This window comes from Alicyclobacillus fodiniaquatilis (genome assembly GCF_042678105.1).
GTDB classification, from domain to species: Bacteria; Bacillota; Bacilli; order Alicyclobacillales; family Alicyclobacillaceae; genus Alicyclobacillus; species Alicyclobacillus fodiniaquatilis.
On the sequence record NZ_JBHUCX010000101.1, the window covers coordinates 1 to 16,529 of the forward strand.

Annotated in this window: 21 protein-coding genes, 1 tRNA gene, 1 pseudogene and 1 riboswitch; of the genes and pseudogenes, 13 read left to right on the forward strand and 10 right to left on the reverse strand. The window is 47.2% G+C overall.

Going from position 1 to position 16,529, the window contains the following annotated elements; translation table 11 throughout:
• The 3 genes and pseudogenes from ACFSB2_RS26035 to ACFSB2_RS26810 form a co-directional block, all read left to right on the forward strand.
• The coding region (locus ACFSB2_RS26035) for a hypothetical protein (RefSeq protein ID WP_377946134.1) at positions 1-183 on the forward strand (183 nt) is incomplete at its 5' end.
• A pseudogene (locus ACFSB2_RS26040) lies at positions 173-778 on the forward strand (transposase); the annotation flags it as partial. The gene ACFSB2_RS26035 and the pseudogene ACFSB2_RS26040, both read left to right, overlap by 11 nt.
• Before the next feature lie 15 nt (positions 779-793).
• Positions 794-1,015: a transposase gene (locus ACFSB2_RS26810; RefSeq protein WP_465252492.1), complete on the forward strand. Its 222-nt coding sequence runs from the start codon at positions 794-796 to the stop codon at positions 1,013-1,015.
• A 191-nt stretch (positions 1,016-1,206) separates the two neighbouring features.
• On the opposite strand, the gene ACFSB2_RS26045 is transcribed toward ACFSB2_RS26810, so the two are convergent.
• From ACFSB2_RS26045 to ACFSB2_RS26055, 3 genes are all read right to left on the reverse strand, one after another.
• A complete protein-coding gene (locus ACFSB2_RS26045) occupies positions 1,207-1,521 on the reverse strand; it encodes a hypothetical protein (RefSeq protein WP_377946137.1) in 315 nt (104 codons plus the stop codon).
• 671 nt (positions 1,522-2,192) lie between these two features.
• Entirely contained in the window at positions 2,193-2,360 is a 168-nt protein-coding gene (locus ACFSB2_RS26050; protein WP_377946139.1) for a hypothetical protein, read from the reverse strand.
• A gap of 193 nt (positions 2,361-2,553) precedes the next feature.
• Positions 2,554-2,754 carry a cold-shock protein gene (locus ACFSB2_RS26055; protein ID WP_377946140.1) on the reverse strand — a complete coding sequence of 67 codons (201 nt, stop codon included), beginning with the start codon at positions 2,752-2,754 and terminating at the stop codon, positions 2,554-2,556.
• A gap of 383 nt (positions 2,755-3,137) precedes the next feature.
• On the opposite strand from ACFSB2_RS26055, the gene ACFSB2_RS26060 reads away from it, so the two are divergent.
• Entirely contained in the window at positions 3,138-3,518 is a 381-nt protein-coding gene (locus ACFSB2_RS26060; protein WP_377946141.1) for a retropepsin-like aspartic protease, read from the forward strand.
• A gap of 218 nt (positions 3,519-3,736) precedes the next feature.
• Here the strand turns inward: ACFSB2_RS26060 and ACFSB2_RS26065 are convergent, their stop codons facing one another.
• Positions 3,737-4,018 (reverse strand): hypothetical protein, encoded by a 282-nt coding sequence (locus ACFSB2_RS26065; RefSeq protein ID WP_377946143.1) that lies wholly within the window; start codon positions 4,016-4,018, stop codon positions 3,737-3,739.
• A 162-nt stretch (positions 4,019-4,180) separates the two neighbouring features.
• Entirely contained in the window at positions 4,181-4,921 is a 741-nt protein-coding gene (locus tag ACFSB2_RS26070) for an NlpC/P60 family protein (RefSeq protein ID WP_377946144.1), read from the reverse strand.
• 2 nt (positions 4,922-4,923) lie between these two features.
• A riboswitch (cyclic di-AMP (ydaO/yuaA leader) is annotated at positions 4,924-5,053 on the reverse strand.
• Between the two features lie 230 nt (positions 5,054-5,283).
• On the opposite strand from ACFSB2_RS26070, the gene ACFSB2_RS26075 reads away from it, so the two are divergent.
• From ACFSB2_RS26075 to ACFSB2_RS26105, 7 genes are all read left to right on the forward strand, one after another.
• Complete coding sequence (locus tag ACFSB2_RS26075) at positions 5,284-6,099, forward strand: STAS domain-containing protein (RefSeq protein ID WP_377946145.1); 816 nt, start codon at positions 5,284-5,286, stop codon at positions 6,097-6,099.
• Between the two features lie 65 nt (positions 6,100-6,164).
• A complete protein-coding gene (locus ACFSB2_RS26080; protein ID WP_377946147.1) occupies positions 6,165-6,761 on the forward strand; it encodes a nitroreductase family protein in 597 nt (198 codons plus the stop codon).
• Between the two features lie 716 nt (positions 6,762-7,477).
• Positions 7,478-7,564: transfer RNA gene (locus ACFSB2_RS26085), tRNA-Leu, on the forward strand.
• A gap of 520 nt (positions 7,565-8,084) precedes the next feature.
• The gene (locus tag ACFSB2_RS26090; RefSeq protein ID WP_377946148.1) at positions 8,085-8,294 is read left to right on the forward strand and encodes a hypothetical protein; all 210 of its coding nucleotides are present in this window, start codon (positions 8,085-8,087) and stop codon (positions 8,292-8,294) included.
• Between the two features lie 266 nt (positions 8,295-8,560).
• Positions 8,561-9,055, forward strand: a complete 495-nt coding sequence (locus ACFSB2_RS26095; RefSeq protein ID WP_377946149.1) for a hypothetical protein — start codon at positions 8,561-8,563, stop codon at positions 9,053-9,055.
• A 198-nt stretch (positions 9,056-9,253) separates the two neighbouring features.
• Entirely contained in the window at positions 9,254-10,495 is a 1,242-nt protein-coding gene (locus ACFSB2_RS26100; protein ID WP_377946151.1) for a Ger(x)C family spore germination protein, read from the forward strand.
• A gap of 294 nt (positions 10,496-10,789) precedes the next feature.
• Positions 10,790-11,308 (forward strand): hypothetical protein, encoded by a 519-nt coding sequence (locus tag ACFSB2_RS26105; protein ID WP_377946152.1) that lies wholly within the window; start codon positions 10,790-10,792, stop codon positions 11,306-11,308.
• A gap of 627 nt (positions 11,309-11,935) precedes the next feature.
• Here ACFSB2_RS26105 and ACFSB2_RS26110 read toward each other — a convergent pair.
• From ACFSB2_RS26110 to dhaK, 4 genes are all read right to left on the reverse strand, one after another.
• Positions 11,936-12,220 carry a hypothetical protein gene (locus ACFSB2_RS26110; protein ID WP_377946154.1) on the reverse strand — a complete coding sequence of 95 codons (285 nt, stop codon included), beginning with the start codon at positions 12,218-12,220 and terminating at the stop codon, positions 11,936-11,938.
• Positions 12,221-12,323: 103 nt separating this feature from the next.
• Positions 12,324-12,725: a dihydroxyacetone kinase phosphoryl donor subunit DhaM gene (gene dhaM / locus ACFSB2_RS26115; RefSeq protein WP_377946155.1), complete on the reverse strand. Its 402-nt coding sequence runs from the start codon at positions 12,723-12,725 to the stop codon at positions 12,324-12,326.
• Entirely contained in the window at positions 12,704-13,354 is a 651-nt protein-coding gene (gene dhaL, locus ACFSB2_RS26120) for a dihydroxyacetone kinase subunit DhaL (RefSeq protein ID WP_377946156.1), read from the reverse strand. The genes dhaM and dhaL overlap by 22 nt, the downstream gene beginning before the upstream one ends.
• 14 nt (positions 13,355-13,368) lie before the next feature.
• Complete coding sequence (gene dhaK, locus ACFSB2_RS26125) at positions 13,369-14,355, reverse strand: dihydroxyacetone kinase subunit DhaK (RefSeq protein ID WP_377946157.1); 987 nt, start codon at positions 14,353-14,355, stop codon at positions 13,369-13,371.
• Positions 14,356-14,525: 170 nt separating this feature from the next.
• Here dhaK and dapF point away from each other — a divergent pair, with 170 nt between their 5' ends.
• Together dapF and ACFSB2_RS26135 are read left to right on the forward strand one after the other, a co-directional pair.
• Positions 14,526-15,377 (forward strand): diaminopimelate epimerase, encoded by an 852-nt coding sequence (gene dapF / locus ACFSB2_RS26130; RefSeq protein WP_377946159.1) that lies wholly within the window; start codon positions 14,526-14,528, stop codon positions 15,375-15,377.
• 86 nt (positions 15,378-15,463) lie between these two features.
• A complete protein-coding gene (locus ACFSB2_RS26135) occupies positions 15,464-16,159 on the forward strand; it encodes an NUDIX domain-containing protein (protein WP_377946160.1) in 696 nt (231 codons plus the stop codon).
• Positions 16,160-16,166: 7 nt separating this feature from the next.
• On the opposite strand, the gene ACFSB2_RS26140 is transcribed toward ACFSB2_RS26135, so the two are convergent.
• A complete protein-coding gene (locus ACFSB2_RS26140) occupies positions 16,167-16,511 on the reverse strand; it encodes a DMT family transporter (RefSeq protein ID WP_377946180.1) in 345 nt (114 codons plus the stop codon).
• Between the last annotated feature and the right edge of the window lie 18 nt (positions 16,512-16,529).

Below are 16,529 nucleotides of genomic sequence, written 5' to 3' on the forward strand. Positions count from 1 at the left end.
AGGAACATCGCTGTTTCAACCATTATTTGCGGATTTTCCAGTGGATTCTTGCGGGAAATTCCGCTTTGTCCCTGTTTTCGTCACCTCAATGCCGAGAGGCTATTAAACAAAAAGAAATCGCCTTTTGGTAAAATGGAAGTGTCGAGCAACCATGTCCAAAGGGGCGATTTCTTTGTTTATTGAGTATAACATGGATCAGCTATATCTCCCAATGAATTTGGAGTTGGATATCCCCCCTAATCATATCTCTTGTGTGGTAAACACAGCCGTTACCCGCCTAGATGACGCCATTTTTGAAATTGCTTACCCTGGCGGCGGTCGAGATAGCTACCATCCTAAAATGATGACGAAAATCGTAATTTATGCCTATACACAGCGGATTTACTCCTCCCGACAAATCGCTAAGGCTGTTCGAGAAAATGTACCGTTCATGTGGTTAGCGGGGCGACAAACGCCTGACTTCCGGACAATTAACAGATTTCGAATAGAACGCATGAAGGATGTTTTGGAAAAAATCTTCACCGATGTACTCGAACTACTGGTTGAAGAGGGGTACGTCAAGCTGGAGAACTACTTTGTTGACGGCACAAAGACTGAAGCAAACGCGAACCGATACACGTTTGTCTGGGGCAAAGCCGTCGCCAAGCATAAAGCTAGACTTCAGGAAAAGGTGAAGACACTTTTTGCTTCTATAGAGGAACTGGAACGACAAGAAGAACTCGAACACAGTGGTCATGACCTACTTGAGCAGGGTGAGTCCTCACAGTTGACCAGCAAAGATACTTGGACGTGTATGAACGGACGCAAGCTGACATTTGAGAGGCAGAACAGAGGAAAAACTGACAGTGGGTACCAGACGCAGCTACGAACATACCGAAGTGAGAATTGCGAAGGGTGCTTACTTCGGGAACGTTGTATGAAGTCTTCTGGTAACAGAGAGATTAGAGTGAGCCTTGAGTATCTTCGCTACAAGCAGCAAGCCGCTATTGACGAAATGAGGCAGAAAATTGGATGAGGAGACCTCAATCCTCAATTTTTAACTAAAAAACAAACACCATAAAGAAAAGGCCTGCCCCGTCAGCGATTTTTCAACCGCTTTTGGGACAGCCCCTTTGAGATTGGGACAACTGATTTCCGCCAGAACAGAATGTTTGCGAGAATGAGAATCCGCAAAAAATCGACTAGCCACATTCGGGGCAAATACGTTTAACGAATGCTCAAGTAGGCGTTGAGCTGCGCTTTAATTTGGTCAGCCAATTCCGTATCTTCCACGAAGATGTTGTAGTGATCGCCATCGAGATTTGTCTTGAAGTCATCAAAATCACATCTGTGCAAATAGGCGGATACATCATCAATTTCTTCTGATTGAGTCAACAACACTTTATGTCCAACAAAATCGTCATTTACATATACCTCATATTGGTCATGTGCCAATTTTGAATTTTGTTCCAATTCAAGTTGATACGGTGTGATAAACGGAATGATCGTTCCGTTGTAAGGTGACAGCGGTCCATCCACCATTGGGCACCCCTCCTGTAGGTTTGGTATTAACCATTCCTCATTGCACAAAAAAATATGTACAATCTGGAGTTGCGCATCAGATATACAGTGGGCAAGACCCTGATGAAACTTCGTTTAGCTATGAAAGGTTTGTGGCCGATTCTAGATCTTCAATCGTATACGTCTCTCGTAACTCTGGGTTCATCGTACTGTAATCCGCATCACAAATGAGCTCTATGATTTGTCCAATCAATATGATTCCTCCTATTCGTTACTAGATCATATGCAATAGCCCTTTTGGCTTATCACTCTTGTTCCAACAACAGATAAGCTGTCTGGACATAGTTAGTATCTCCATGATTTGGTTTGCCAAGCCATGAGCAGGTAATTTGGATCGCCATACTGGTGCGTTTCGTATCTATGGCGCCATGAATTTACGAGTCAAAGAGGTTCAGTATCACATAAATGTAGGTGTGATTTCATTTAGGTAGAATGGTTTTGAATCTTTTTTGAGCCGCAGGATTTATCATGTTTTATGTGGATCCCGGCATTGATCCACCTTTCCAGACCCCGTCAACAATGACGGGGTCATTTTTGTCTTGTAGACCACCATAAAGCCCTGCTACGGCATACGTGTCAATGTGCAGCAGGGCCATCGGTCAAGACGAAGGGATCCAGAGGGATTTTACATTTCAGTCGTAGCGAGAATTGTCTCGAAAATCCAGTTGACGTTTATTATTGCTGCGTGAAGCTTCTATGGCCCGCTTTCCCGTGACAGCTCCAAAGAAAGAAGCAAAGATGCCAATCGGGATCAGAGACCACAATAACGGGCTGCCAATCGGTTTCTGTGTTTTTTCCACAAATATCACCTCAACGTATACGATGTACTTTTTTTAAACATCAATACGCGCAATGCTTACCAAAAAGAGGGGAGTTCATGATGTCAAGCAATTGAGGGAGGGATGAAGGCGCATGTGAGGTTGACATGTCAGGTCTGCGTTTCAGAAAAAAAGCCCATGCGGCAAGAACCGCACGGGCTTTTTTAAGACTTGATTAGCGGCCAACAACGTTAGCAGCTTGTGGGCCTTTAGGACCTTCAACGATTTCGAATTCTACACGTTGACCTTCATCAAGCGTCTTGAATCCGTTGCTTTGGATTGCGCTGAAGTGTACGAATACATCTTCGCCGCCTTCAACTTCGATAAATCCAAACCCTTTTTCAGAGTTAAACCACTTTACAATGCCTTCTTGCATTCTTAAATTCCTCCATGGCGCTAATTCAGCATAATTCATTAACAAAGCCGCTCAACTCTGACCCAGTGGGCCAGACCGAACGGCTCATGCATCAAAACTATATTGAAATGCAGTTGGTATACAAAGTACTTTACATCAACCTTTGGGTAAAGTCAAACCAATTTACAACATATCGATAAGAAATTTTTGTAAAAAGAAATCCTTTGATTTTGAGGTGATCACAATTGTGTTGCTTGTCCGGCTGTCAATACAGACTTATGTACAAACCTGATGCGTTCTGGTTGAAAAGTTTTATCCGCTGTACCTTGTATTGCATCAGCCGTGACCACGTGACTTAGCAATCACGTACCTTGTCTTAAGCCATGATGACGAGGAGTGGAAAAATGTATACACCATTAGCGACGTATTACGGGAAAATTGAGAATGATGCGCTTAATTTTACCTTGAACGTAAATGGTGCTTGGGTCGAGAATATGATTCTTGATACAGGTGCGTTTGAACTGACGTTTAATGGCACCACCGCTCAAAATCTTGGTTTGCCTAATTTAGGTGCAATCCAGATTGGTGGGGTTGGTGGAGAGGTTGAAGCGTACCAGTCGGTCTGTACACTGAACGTGGGCGCGCATGTGTTTGAGAACGTGCCTTGCATTGTCGATCCCGATTTCTCAAGTACAGGGTTGTTCGGACTGCGCTTTTTTGTCGACAATCAACTGTTGCTCGTCGTTGACCCAACAACGCAAACCTTTACGATTGAGCAGGCGTAACCTTTTGAGCGAGGGTGATAAAGCCAATTGACGATACTCGGCGGAGAGCTGATTCGGTCATGATACACTTATTTAAATAATGTGGTTTGAGGTGTGCCACATGGTACATGGTATACACGGGAATCGCCCTCGCCGTTACCGCATTTGTTAAAATACCCAATACTAGGTGAAAAATGCACATAAAATTCTCAATATGAATCGAGCTGGACAAACCCAGTTCAATTGGGCGTGTTCGATTCTGCAACGTGATTCTTGATGTCCCATTCTATACTCAAGTCAATGCCTGTTTGGCGATTTTTGTAATACCGCCGTCCGGATTCGAAAACGCGACTTCTGATTTCTGCATTGTTTGGATTTTCTTGTAGTTGTTTTAACAAAACGAAATAATCATTGTTCAATTTTTGATTGTTTTTATAGTATGAATAGGCGGCAAAACACATCACCCCAATGATGATGACAGAAATGGCCCAAAATACAAACTGCAAAAGCAAGTGCAACAACAATCTTCACCTCTTTGAACATATAAAACAAGTATCGCTCTGAATCCTATATCTTAATCGGGTGAAATGCAAGGGCAAACGAGGTCGCTACAGTGGCGATTTCTTGAAGAGTGCAAGAAGGGATAAAGCACCCCCCACGAGCTTGAGGGGGCGTTTTTATGCTTAGTACATCCGTTTGACAGCGGAAAGATGTTTATACCAATATGAACCAGGTGCCACACTGAGATAGCCTACTTTGCCGAGCCCACCGCCACATTGAATCATTTCATTGTTGCCGATGTAGATCCCACTATGACCACCATCATCAAAACTCAATAAATCGCCGGGCTGCATCTTTGAAATCGCGACTTTGGTGCCCACGGATGTGTATTGGGTCTTCGACGCAGTTGAAAACAGATAGCCAAGTGCATGATGGTAGACATACTCTACGAAATTGGAGCAATCAAAACCTGTTTGGCCGCGGTCCTCGTTGTGATCCAGCTCATAAGGTGTGCCTAGTTTGCTTTTGGCGACTTTGAGGATTGCGTTAAATTTGGCAGTTGAGGTTGCGTTGACCGATGCGATTGGCGTAATGGAAGGATCCAGTGAAATGCCAGGAGGAAGTTGCACAGATGAGGATTCCGCCTGCGCTGTATAGTATGTATTCGAGGTGATATAGCCTACTTTGCCACTCGGATCTTTCACATGCCACCAGTATTTGTTGCTGCCCGATTCAAGTGTGAGTTGTGTGCCGATTCGTTCAAGTTTAAGCTTGGTGGAACCAGTCTTGGGTGCGGAGATCAGATAAGCATTGTGAAGCACTGTAACGGCAGATTTCGTCGTGGATGCCATAGCAATGGGCGCACCGAGCGAAGCGAGTGTTGAGATGGACACTAAACCAGCGATAAGCGTTTTGCGATGCAAATTAATTTCCTCCTTTTTGCCTCCGAGGTTAGTTGACGGGTTTGGGCAGGAGTTGCCCTTGTGCGAAACACGTTCACCCCTATATGAGGATATCCCCCGTACCTGTTGTCCAGGATTCGGCTTTGGTTTCGTTATGATGGCTAGATTACCATGGAAATGAGCTAGGGTAATTATAATAATGATGGTTTTGATGTATGATTATGGTGGGTTGTGAAGGTCAGATGTAGTTGCAATCAGTGTATTTTTGCATGGTTTCATGTGCTGTCTGATTGCGGTGTAGAAATGACTGATGTATGGTGATCTGTATGTGAAAAATGGCGCGTATCGATTGCGCGGTGTATGACAGATATGGGGGATCCGGCGTGAATTTGCAGTTCAAACCAGGCCAAACTTTTGCGGAGTTTATGTCATTGAATCTGGATATGTTTCACAAGGAAATGATGCTTCAGTCTACTAAAGGACTGGAGTACCTGCAAAACCGCGATACAAATATGGCTGCAGTCTATGATGTGATCGACGAATTATTAGATTTGCTGTTGCAAGCGAAAATAGACGATTTAGTTTTACTAGGAGAGCGTATTGGTTATAATATTGCGAAAAACGGACATCCAATTCCGTTGATAATGGAATTCACGGAAGGGTTTCGCAAATGCCTCTGGGATTTTCAATATGTGTATCATCAACACGTGGAAGTCGACGTGGAGGATATTTTTGCTTTTCAACGCGATTTGGCTCATGGTTTAGATAGGTTTCTAAATCATTATTTTATCAGTTACACGCGCTACAACGAGGAAAAAATGAATGCTCAGCGCGAGATCATCGAGGATTTGAGTGTTCCTGTGATTCCGCTTACGGAGACGAGATCCATCTTGCCGTTGGTGGGTATGATCGATACACACCGGGCCAAGACCATTCAAGAAAAGACGCTCACGCAAATTGCAAATCTGAAAATTGAACACATCATTATTGATGTGTCTGGTGTCCCTTATATGGATACAGCGGTCGTGGGTCATCTATTCCACATTATTGAAGGTATCAATCTGCTCGGTTGCCGGGCGACCATCACAGGTATTCGCCCTGGCATTGCCAATACGCTCATTTCATTGGGGATCGATATTTCTGACAAGGTGGAGACAAAGTCAACATTGCAACAGGTGCTCAAGCAGTACATGATATAAAGTGGCAGGGCATTTGAAGTGAAGAGATGGACAGCCCATCCCATCTGGCTGAAGGAGGATTTTTTGTGCAGGAAGAACTGACAAATGTGGTGAAAGCGCACCGAAAAGCTGAATATCCTGTCAGCTCGCTGTTTTTGAATCGTTGGTCACCACGCTCATTCGCTGATCGTAAAGTTCGTGATGAAGATTTGTACGCAGTACTTGAAGCTGCTTGCTGGGCGCCATCAGCATCGAATGAACAACCGTGGCGCTTTATTGTGGCGAAGAGCGATGAAGATTTGAAACGTTTTGACCAGTTTATTGCTCCAGGCAACCAATTGTGGACGAGGCGTGCGCCTGTACTTGTTTTGTTTGTCTCGGCTACTTTAAATCAGAAGGGGCAAGCAAATAGATTTCATGCTTTTGACACAGGGGCTGCTTGGGCAAATTTTGCGTTGCAGGCAAATCAACTCGGATTGGTCACCCATGCCATGGGGGGATTTGATAAGGAGATGGCACGTAAACTCCTACATATTCCGGATGAATTTGAAGTTCAAGCGCTTGTCGCCATTGGTTATCAAGGCGAAAAGGATGCGCTTCCAGAGCAGTTGCAAGCAAGAGAACTGCCTAATGGACGCAAACCAGTGAGCGAGCGCATGTTTGAAGGCACGATGAATGTTTAATCCTGTATGGAACAAAGAATGATATCAGGTTATCCTTCAGTACACTTGTTTGACAGCACACCCTGATTTCAATTAAATTAAAGATGTATATACACATGTTTTTACTGAGCGCGAAAGTGAGATTGGGGAAAGCTCAGGAGTGGAGAATCAACATGAAGCCGTGTCTGCAGAAAGTCATGTAGAGCACGGCTTTCATTTTTAACTGCTTTATATGAGCGTGCTTCGCAAATTTGTTTTTATCTATTTCGTATCTTTAAGAGAAAAAAACTTGAGCCCTTGATATTTCCACAAGTCAAGGGCTTTTTTTTCGATAGCCAAAAGTTGCAGTTGGCTCAGCTGCATGGAGACATATTCGTTCATTTCATGTCGCCTCCTTGTGTTAAGAGCATCTTAACCTTTTCTTGATGGCGCGAAATCAGCCGGAGGTCTGAGTTTTGTTACGTCTTTTGGGTTAGAAGACATAGGGAGGATGGATCACGTGAAGGTGTACACTCATCATTTTTACATGCAGGTGGAGGAGGACCACCATCAAAAAACAATTGAGCAATCGTGTGAAATGATAGTTGCATTTTAAGATCAAAGCATGTATACTCATAAACGTTGACAGTACTTTTGGTGTGTTTGAGAGAACAGACAACTGTTTGAATTTGATATCGATGTCTACCTGAAAACATTGATGTGTGTAATTTGATATGTGTTGAATGTAAATAAGACATGCGGTCATGGCGGAATTGGCAGACGCGCAAGATTCAGGTTCTTGTGGGGGCAACCCCGTGGAGGTTCAAGTCCTCTTGACCGCACCAATTGAGGTTGAAGCGCTACTCTTGAGTAATCGAGAGTAGCGCTTTTTTCATCTAATTGTCTTTGTGTGCTTTTTAGTCCAAGGTGTTTCAAGCGATAATTTTAACCTTGATTTTGGCCGTGCAGGCGCATTTCAAGGCGTTTTTTCATGACGTGAAAAGTTACATTCGTGACGGCTACAGCCACAGTGAGCAGCACAAGCATGAGTACCATTTATCTTCATCCTCACATTCCAATTTTGTCATCTCATTGATGAGGAACCGCTATATTTGGCCCAGAGTTCGGGCGTCCATTCATTCCCTGCTGATGATCATATCGTGATCGTACTCCTGTTATCTACAAAAAACATTGAAATGAAGCGGGTAATCATCCTGCCACACAAATTTTACTTTCTGGGAACAGCTCGTCAAAGTCAGTGCTGGATGTCGTGGGTACATGCCAATGTCGAGTGGAGTTGGTTGGTTGTCCGTTTTCTTTGTACGGGTACCTGCATTCATTAATTGTGAAAGTGAGGTGGTTCGCATGAGTCGTAAGGGACAGCTCCAAGGGCAACTGCAAGGTCAGCTTCAGGGGCAACTCCAGGGGCAGGGGCAAAAGCAAGCTGCCAAGGTCAATGATCGAATCAATCTCTATGTAACAGTGATTGTCAAAAACAATGACAGAGTGATTTCCTCATCTCGCAGTAAAGCAAAATCCAAAGCTAAAGCAAATGCAAAGATACGGATTTTATAATATGGCAGTTGTGCGATATGGTTTGGCCGCCGTCTAGGCGGCCCCTTTGGTTTCGACGCGGAAAAAGCAGAGATTGAACGGTCATCCTGACGTGGGTTTGCCACTTGTTCCGGTAAAGCATCGCAGGTGAGAGCAACGGAATATACATAACCACTGGTGCGTAAAGCGTCAACGTTCGGAGGAAGATGGAACTGCACTACGCATGGCAGTCTAAGGAATCTAGTGTAAGTGCCAATGTCATTGTGCATGATGGGGGAGTTGAGCCCATGCTAGAGCCAGGAGATTTGATTTTTGTACGAGGAACGCTGCTTAATCCAATTGATGACGCCATCAAAGAGGGTGAACATCTCCTCGACAAAACCGCTTTTAAAAGCAACTATGTGCATGTTGCGGTTTATATCTGCGGGAACACGGTCATGGAAGCGCGAGGTTTTAGAAAGTCTGGCCCTGGGAATATCGACGATTACACGGGGCAATACGATATCGGTCACATTGCGATGACGGACGAGCAGTGTGTCAAGTTTCTTGTTGCGCTTCATGATGAGGACAATCTTCCTTACGACTGGCTGGGAATCTGGTGGCTGATTGTCATGATGCTCACGGGGTATGATCGCAAATATAGGGAGCGTCGCCGGCGATATTGCAGCAAATATGTTGGTTGGGCGCTGCGGCAGGCAGGCATTGTCGTGAATGACAATACGCCGGAGGAACTGGCGGAGAGCAAGCCGGTCATCCGCATTGAGAACATCACGAGGGGATGATGCCAAGCCATATCACGACTGCAAGCCACTAGTCAAATCTATCCCCGTGCCATGAAGGCTTTTGATAAAGTGTTCGTCACACTACACGCTGATGATCACCTGTATGAATGATTTTCCATAAATGTGTCATCATATATTTTTATCAGAACGGTTTTGCAATGGCACGGTCGCCAAAATATACAAGTGGGGACGATTTGGATGTCATTTTTTAAGCGCCTAGCTGTGATCAAACGAAAGTGGATATTGATGTGCATTTGCGCGAGTACGTTTCCTTTTATCACAGGTTGCTGGGATCGGTTAGAAATTGAGGACAGAGGCACCATTCTTGGCATGGCCATCGACCCGGTTGGCGGCGAGGAGAGATCAGAAGGGATCACAGGCCCCCATGCAAAAAGTGATTTATCTGGTTATCGGTTGACTGTACAAATTGCGATACCAGGCCGCATTCCGTTAGGACCTGGTGAAAGTAGTTCAGGGGGAGTCGCACAACGGCCTGTTTGGGTCGTCAGCACGACGGGGAGGACCATGGATGATGCGATGAACAAGCTGCAACAGCAGCTTGCTGACAAAATATTTTTAGGACATTTGCGTATCATCACTGTAAATCAAAAAATTGCAAGGTCAGTCGGCATGCGTGATATTCAGGATTTTCTGCGCAGAAATGCGGAAATCAGGCGGCTTTGCTGGTTGCTCGTATCTTTTGGAGACGCGAGTAATGCAATGAATGCTGCGCCTAAATTGGAACGGGTGCCAACGTTGTATTTGGTGAGCACCATGGAACATGCAGTCGCACTTGGAAAAATGCCGAATATCTTTTTGGGGAATTATTGGAGTCAGCTATCAGACAAAGGTGCAGATCCGGTTTTGCCCTTTGTCAGGGTAATCGGACCAGAAGGAGATCAAATTGAAACAGAAGGTCTTGCTGTCTTTCAAAAAGACCGTATGGTCGGTACACTCGATCCGATTGAAACGGCTGAATACATGGAGATTCGAAATGACCAGAAAGCAGGTTATGCGGCAGCGTATCCCATGCCAGGAGATCCACAGCACAGCGTGATGCTCAAAGCGCTCTCTCGCAGAACAAAGATCAGATGTAGAATGATAAATGGTCAGCCATCATTCGAAGCGTACACCATTATTCCATCTAGAATTGAAGAAAAGACTGGCAGGGGGTCACTTGATAAAGTTGGGGTGCTTGATCAAATTGCCGATGAAGGGTCAAGAATACTGACAGACGGCCAAATGAAAGTTGTGAAAAAATTACAGAAACTTCATACTGATCCATTTGGGTTCGGTGAAATCGTTCGCGGACAATTCCCGGGGTATTGGGCAAAGGAATTGAGTTCATCGCATGAAAAATGGGTGGACCAGTTCACCAAAACGCCGTTTCACGCTCATGTGAAAGTGTACATCGAACGTGAAGGAATGTCGGCGAAATAGAGGAATCCGATTGGGCTCAAGCGCGATGTAACTTGCATTTCATCTATATTGTCGAAAAGGCTTGGCATCGAAGAATGTAATGTTTTTTGTGACTGGTGTTACCTCTCTGAAGTGATGTCAAGCAGCGTTGTTCCAAAAGCAATTCGGGCGAATAATCGCGAATATCTCTTTAGAAACACGTACTAAGGTCGCTTGATGTAGGACGTATGCACAGAAAATGGACGAATGACTAGGGCATACGTCAATATTCGCTCATATATTTGGTGTATCAAGTGAAAGGGGCGAATAGCTGATATGACCGAACAACATGGTGGATATAAGCATCCAAGTGAAAAAGGAAAAGGTATGCCTAAGCAAGCGTATCATCAGGAATCTGCGTCTGCGCCAGATTTAGATGAATCTGGTTGGGATCCCGATGAGGAGTCGGAAGCAAGTCCGTATGGACCAATCAATGTACAGATACAGCCAAAGATTGCTTTCACTCCCTATGAGGCGGGGATGAGCAAGACCATTAAGAAAACCAAGAAAGTGAAAAAGTCGTATCATCCAGCATATGTTGCTTCACACCCTAAACCGCATCCTATGCACAAATGTCCACCGATTATGTGTGATCCGCAGTATATTGTGAGGGATTGCTATATCCCGCGCGAAGTGCCAGTCATTCATCCAATTGTGAATGTCAACCGACATGTCATCGTCAATGTACCCAGACACTATTATCAACCAATGACCAAAAATGAGGTCGTTGATCCTGGATGCCCTGGCACTGGCAGCCATCACCCTGGGAAACATGGACCAGGTTACGGCTATTAATTGGGTCAGCAAGTACTTGCCGCTTACGGAGACATGTAAAAGTCCATCAGATTGAATGATGAAAGGAATATATCTGGTGTTTGGCAAATGCTCAAACACCAGATATATTCCGGGTTTGATTTGGATAGAAGACTTTTTCACATGACCCGTAGGGCGGGTCTTTGTTACATAAGCATGCGGACACAGGCAGTGTTCATATGATAGATACAGGCGGTATGGGCGAAATCAGCATGAGAACCGCGCGAACTTCGCCCTATCTTATCATCTGTGTAGTATGGATTTATCATCAACCTTGATTTGGACCATTTAGACGCATTTCCAAACGCTTTCTCATCGTGCGGAAGATCACGTTCATTGCTACGATCACAGCTATCGTCACGAGTACAATCATAAGTGTCATTTGTGCTTTCCCTCGCATTTCAAATTTAGTAGTTCCATTTTGCAGTATAGCCAGCGCGAAGTCAGTCGAAACGTGCGGATAAAAGACAATATACATATTTGTCATTGCCGGATTCGACAAACACGTCGTTGCGATTGTGACCGAACGTGACAATCGTCTTGTGGTCGTCAAAATAAAAAGTCCCATACATCAGAAGATGATGGGGACAAGCGGGGGACTTCAAGTGACTACCAGTAGTACCTGTGTCCATGAAATGAATACCCGTTTTGATAGATATCTACGTCTGCATAGTGATGCATATAAGTTTGACGCTCCAGGTTTTGCAGTCTTTGTTCGAACATATTTAATCTCTGTTCGTGTTCATCTAGTCGTTCATGGTCAGTGGGCGCGTGTTGTCGCTGTCGCTGGTGCTGCGCTTGATACATGAGATATGGGTAGTATGCTTGCTTGGTGATTTGTGGGTGATATGGATAATACGTCATTTGCAGTGGTTGCGGCCGATGTTTTTTCAAACTGTCTTCCCTCCTCAACTGGGTATTATCCTACGCCTAACGTATGATAAGAAGAGGAGGGCTGCACTGACCGAATGCCCATTTGTCTAGGACATAGGGAGAGTCACTTCCAGATTTTATCCATGCCTTTTGCTTGCATGGCGCTTGTGATGACTTCATCAGACGCAAAGTTGCCGCGCGCCTTCACGGCCGCTGCAACTGCGCCTTCAACCAACGGCGCGTCGACGATATGAACGCGCTGTCGAATGGCGTCTGGCATGAGATCCAAAGCCATCTCTGTGTTCATCAAGGCGCTGCCGAGATCGAAAAAAACAAGCACGTCGGTGTCCGTAGGGCACGCCTGAATTTTTTCCATGATGTAGGTGGCGTCTGTGCCGATGTCTTCACCGAACCCTGCTGCACTTTCTAGATGGACATCTTGGCCGACGAGTTGTCTGAGTAAATCGACAAGGCCTTGACCAATTTTTGCGCTGTGCGAAACGATTACAATGCTAACTTGGGCCATGGTTTGCGTTCGACACCTCCGATTGTGGCATCCACCAATTCTTCAAACAAAACGGCGCTGGAGATACTGCCTGGATCACAATGTCCGGCGCTGCGCTCACCGAGATATGCCGCTCTGCCCTTTTTGGCGATGCGCTGTTTGGTCGCCAAAGCAGCAGTGTCAGCTGTTTCGACGATAGCTTGCAAGGTTGTGGTTTCGCGAACATTTTGTAGTGTTTGGTTGACGGGGTGCCACACGTCGATCATCGTCTTGTCACCGACATCTGCTTTTCCGCGGGTTTGTAGTCCTTCCAGCGCAGCGGCGATGCCGGCGGCGAAATTGGTGGCATCCACTGACGTCATCCCTTTCCATGCTGTCGCAAAGCGCATGAAAACGGTTGCGTAAAGCGGGCCAGAAGCACCACCAACACTGCCGAGTAGCGCCATGCCCACAGTGTTGCAAGCACCTCCGACATCAGTTGCAGGTTTTGCCGCCAGTTGCTCTGCCGCCGCTTTAAAACCGCGTGCCATGTTTGTGCCGTGATCGCCATCGCCAATGTTGTTGTCCAGCGTGTTCAAGGTTTCCTGTAAATCGGCCAAGCGGCGGGCGTAATTGGCGATGAATGTGGCAAAAGTCTCTGTTGTCAACAATGTTTGGCCCTCCTTTAACTTTTCCACGCGGGCGTATTTGCGGGCGCGTCAAGCAGGCGTTTTAGCTCTTCATCCAATTTCAGAATAGAGATGGAGAAGCCGGCCATTTCGAGCGAGGTCATGAATTCGCCAACGAACGTCTTGTGGACATCGAGATTTCGCGCTGTGAGAAGCGCACGAAGCCGACGGTTGGCGATGTACAACTCACTTTGCGGTGTGGCGCCGAGTCCGTTTAACAGAACAGCGACTTTGTCCCCGGATGCCAGTCCTGCGCTGGCCCAGATGTGTTCGAAAAGCGTATCGACAATCTCACTGGCCGCGCGCAATGGCTCTCGGTGTGTGCCAGGTTCGCCGTGGATGCCAATGCCAATTTCGATCTCGTCGTCAGCAAGCTGGAAACTGGGCTGGCCGCTGGCGGGGACGGTGCAGGGACAAAGCGCCATCCCCATGCTGTGCACGTTGGCGATGACACGCTCGGCAATCGCCTTGACCACGGCGAGCGGTTGGCCAGCTTCAGCGGCGGCGCCGGCGATTTTGTGGACAAAGACGGTGCCTGCAATGCCACGGCGCCCCACTGTGTATGTACTGCCGTCGACGGCGACGTCATCATCGACAACGACTTGCTCCACTTGAATGCCTTCGGCGGACGCGAGTTCGGCAGCCATCTCGAAGTTGAGGATGTCGCCGGTGTAATTCTTGATGACAAGAAGCACGCCCGCGCCGCTGTCCACAGCCTGAATGGCTGCCAATATCTGATCTGGGGTGGGGGCGGTAAACACTTCACCGGCCACTGCGCCGTCCAGCATACCAGAGCCCACGTAACCTCCATGCGCGGGTTCGTGCCCACTTCCACCGCCGCTGACGAGCGCTACCTTATTTCCTTTAGCCGCGCGCACCAACACTTGCGTTCCAGGGATCCGGCGCAACGCTGAATGCGCTGCCACCATGCCTTCAAGTAGATCATCGACATACGTTTCAACCTGATTCAGCAATTTTTTCATCGGCTACCTCCATCCATGTCATCAGTCTAACATTCTGAAGATTTTGGCGCGAGAGATCGAAGAAAAGCGGATGTGTTTCAGCGCTTGGAATCAAATTTTGACACGAATATAATAGTACAAAATGGGTTTGGACTTTATATCTTTATCAATGTGTGAAATGGGGAGTTCCGTTGAAATTCACCAAAATGCATGCGCTCGGAAACAATTACATTTACGTGTCTACCTTTGAGACCACATTGCCAACAGATGTGGCGCTGCCACAGTTGGCGAGCGTTGTCAGCGATGTTCGCCGCGGTATCGGCGCGGACGGTTTGATACTCATTGAACCATCGCAGGTGGCTGACGTGCAGATGCGCATCTTCAATGCGGATGGATCAGAGGCGGAAACATGTGGCAATGGGCTTCGCTGTGTGGCGAAATATGCGTATGAACATCAACTTGTCGTGGCGTCGCAGTTTACCATTGAGACCAAGGGTGGCATTGTCTCGGCGCGCGTACATGTCCAACCCAATGGCCATGTCAACCTCGTCACGATGGACATGGGCGTGCCACGTTTGGGCGCTACTTCTGTTCATTACGCGGGAAAAGCTGCGGATGGCGATGATGTCGCCTTGACGATTGGAGATGACGTGTGGCGGGGAACGGTGGTCAACATCGGCAATCCACATTTTGTGACATTGGTGGACGCTGTGGATGACGAGGTGGTCACACAAATCGGTCCGCGTATTGAATCGCACGCTGATTTCCCTGAACGCATCAACGCGGAGTTCATTGCTGTACTCAATGAGCGAGAAATTGATTTTCGGGTCTATGAGCGAGGATCAGGCGTGACATTTGCCTGTGGGACGGGCGCTTGTGCGGCGGTGGCTGCAGCGGTTTCCAAGGGGGTGGTCGCGTCGCGGGCGACTGTGCACTTGCTCGGCGGCGACTTGGAAATCGAACAGTTGTCAGACGGCCATATTCTGATGACGGGCGAAGCTGTACAGGTGGCAGACGGGGAATTTGTTTGGCCGTTAGGCTGATGTCTTCTGAATGAGTAAATACAAGGGACGCTCAACAGATGTTCTGTTAATCTACGTCCCTTGTAAGGATAGCTGGAGGTGCAAACGTGGCGGAAGACATAAGGCCGATACGCGCTGCAGCGACCTTGTTGATGCTGCGCGACACAGAAGGCGGAGTGGAAGTGCTGACGGTTAAGCGATCCGCCCAAATGCGCGCATTTCCTGACCACCTTGCGTTTCCGGGCGGTGTGGTGGAGCACCAGGACCACGTTTGCGCGCAGTTGTGCGGAGTAGGGCGGGTTCGCGCGGCCGAGCATGCGGATGATGCAGCGTTTGCCGTGGCAGCGCTGCGTGAGACTGCCGAGGAAATCGGATGGCTTGGCGGCTTGGCGCACACGGGGGATGCGAGCAACTACACGATGGTTCCGCCCAACTGGCAGACGGCGATGCTCCGGGACAAGGACGCATTTTTGCACGAAGTCAGCGCCAGGCATTGGCGGTTTGACCTCGCATGTCTTCGGTTTGTCGGTCGGTGGCTGACGCCGCTGGAAGTGCAGATTCCGACTCGATTTGACACGCGCTTTTTTGTGATGGTTGGACATGTGGATGAATGTCAGTTACGTGTCCATTCGGGAGAGTTGGCCTGGGCAAGATGGTGCAAACCGCAGACATTGTTGGCAGGAATTGCGGCCAATCAGTTCAAAGCCGCGCGGCCGACACGAGCGATGCTCGAGGAGTTGAGCCATGCATCAGACGTCGCCTGGTGTATGGCTCAACTGTCTGTCCCTGCTGACACAGTGTAGCTTGTCACTAAATGGCGACGAGACTGACGCCAGCGAGAATGACGGCGACGCCGACCCAACGCATGGGTGGAATGTGTTCGTGAAAAATGAAGATGGAGACGAGAATCGCCGCCACATAAGCTAAACTTTGCAACGGATACAGCACGCTTAACGAGATTTTGCTCAATAAGAATATCCAAATCACAGTTGCGACGACGTAAAGGGCGATGCCGCCAATCACCCACGGAGAAAACATCGCCAAAATGACACTTTTGAGATCCGTTAAATCCTTGCCTTGAAGGCCGTATTTCCAGAGCGTTTGGCCGCCAACCAGCAGGATGATGTTCGACAGAATCATGACAGCATAAACCATTGAAAATCTTCCTTTAGT

Bases quoted from the DNA above. Each gene is read 5' to 3' on its own strand.
- ACFSB2_RS26810 (WP_465252492.1), top strand. From the start codon at position 794: ATGAACGGACGCAAGCTGACATTTGAGAGGCAGAACAGAGGAAAAACT.
- ACFSB2_RS26045 (WP_377946137.1), bottom strand. From the start codon at position 1,521: ATGGTGGATGGACCGCTGTCACCTTACAACGGAACGATCATTCCGTTT.
- ACFSB2_RS26055 (WP_377946140.1), bottom strand. From the start codon at position 2,754: ATGCAAGAAGGCATTGTAAAGTGGTTTAACTCTGAAAAAGGGTTTGGA.
- ACFSB2_RS26060 (WP_377946141.1), top strand. From the start codon at position 3,138: ATGTATACACCATTAGCGACGTATTACGGGAAAATTGAGAATGATGCG.
- ACFSB2_RS26090 (WP_377946148.1), top strand. From the start codon at position 8,085: ATGAGTCGTAAGGGACAGCTCCAAGGGCAACTGCAAGGTCAGCTTCAG.
- ACFSB2_RS26095 (WP_377946149.1), top strand. From the start codon at position 8,561: ATGCTAGAGCCAGGAGATTTGATTTTTGTACGAGGAACGCTGCTTAAT.
- ACFSB2_RS26100 (WP_377946151.1), top strand. From the start codon at position 9,254: ATGTCATTTTTTAAGCGCCTAGCTGTGATCAAACGAAAGTGGATATTG.
- ACFSB2_RS26105 (WP_377946152.1), top strand. From the start codon at position 10,790: ATGACCGAACAACATGGTGGATATAAGCATCCAAGTGAAAAAGGAAAA.
- dhaM (WP_377946155.1), bottom strand. From the start codon at position 12,725: ATGGCCCAAGTTAGCATTGTAATCGTTTCGCACAGCGCAAAAATTGGT.
- dhaK (WP_377946157.1), bottom strand. From the start codon at position 14,355: ATGAAAAAATTGCTGAATCAGGTTGAAACGTATGTCGATGATCTACTT.
- ACFSB2_RS26140 (WP_377946180.1), bottom strand. From the start codon at position 16,511: ATGGTTTATGCTGTCATGATTCTGTCGAACATCATCCTGCTGGTTGGC.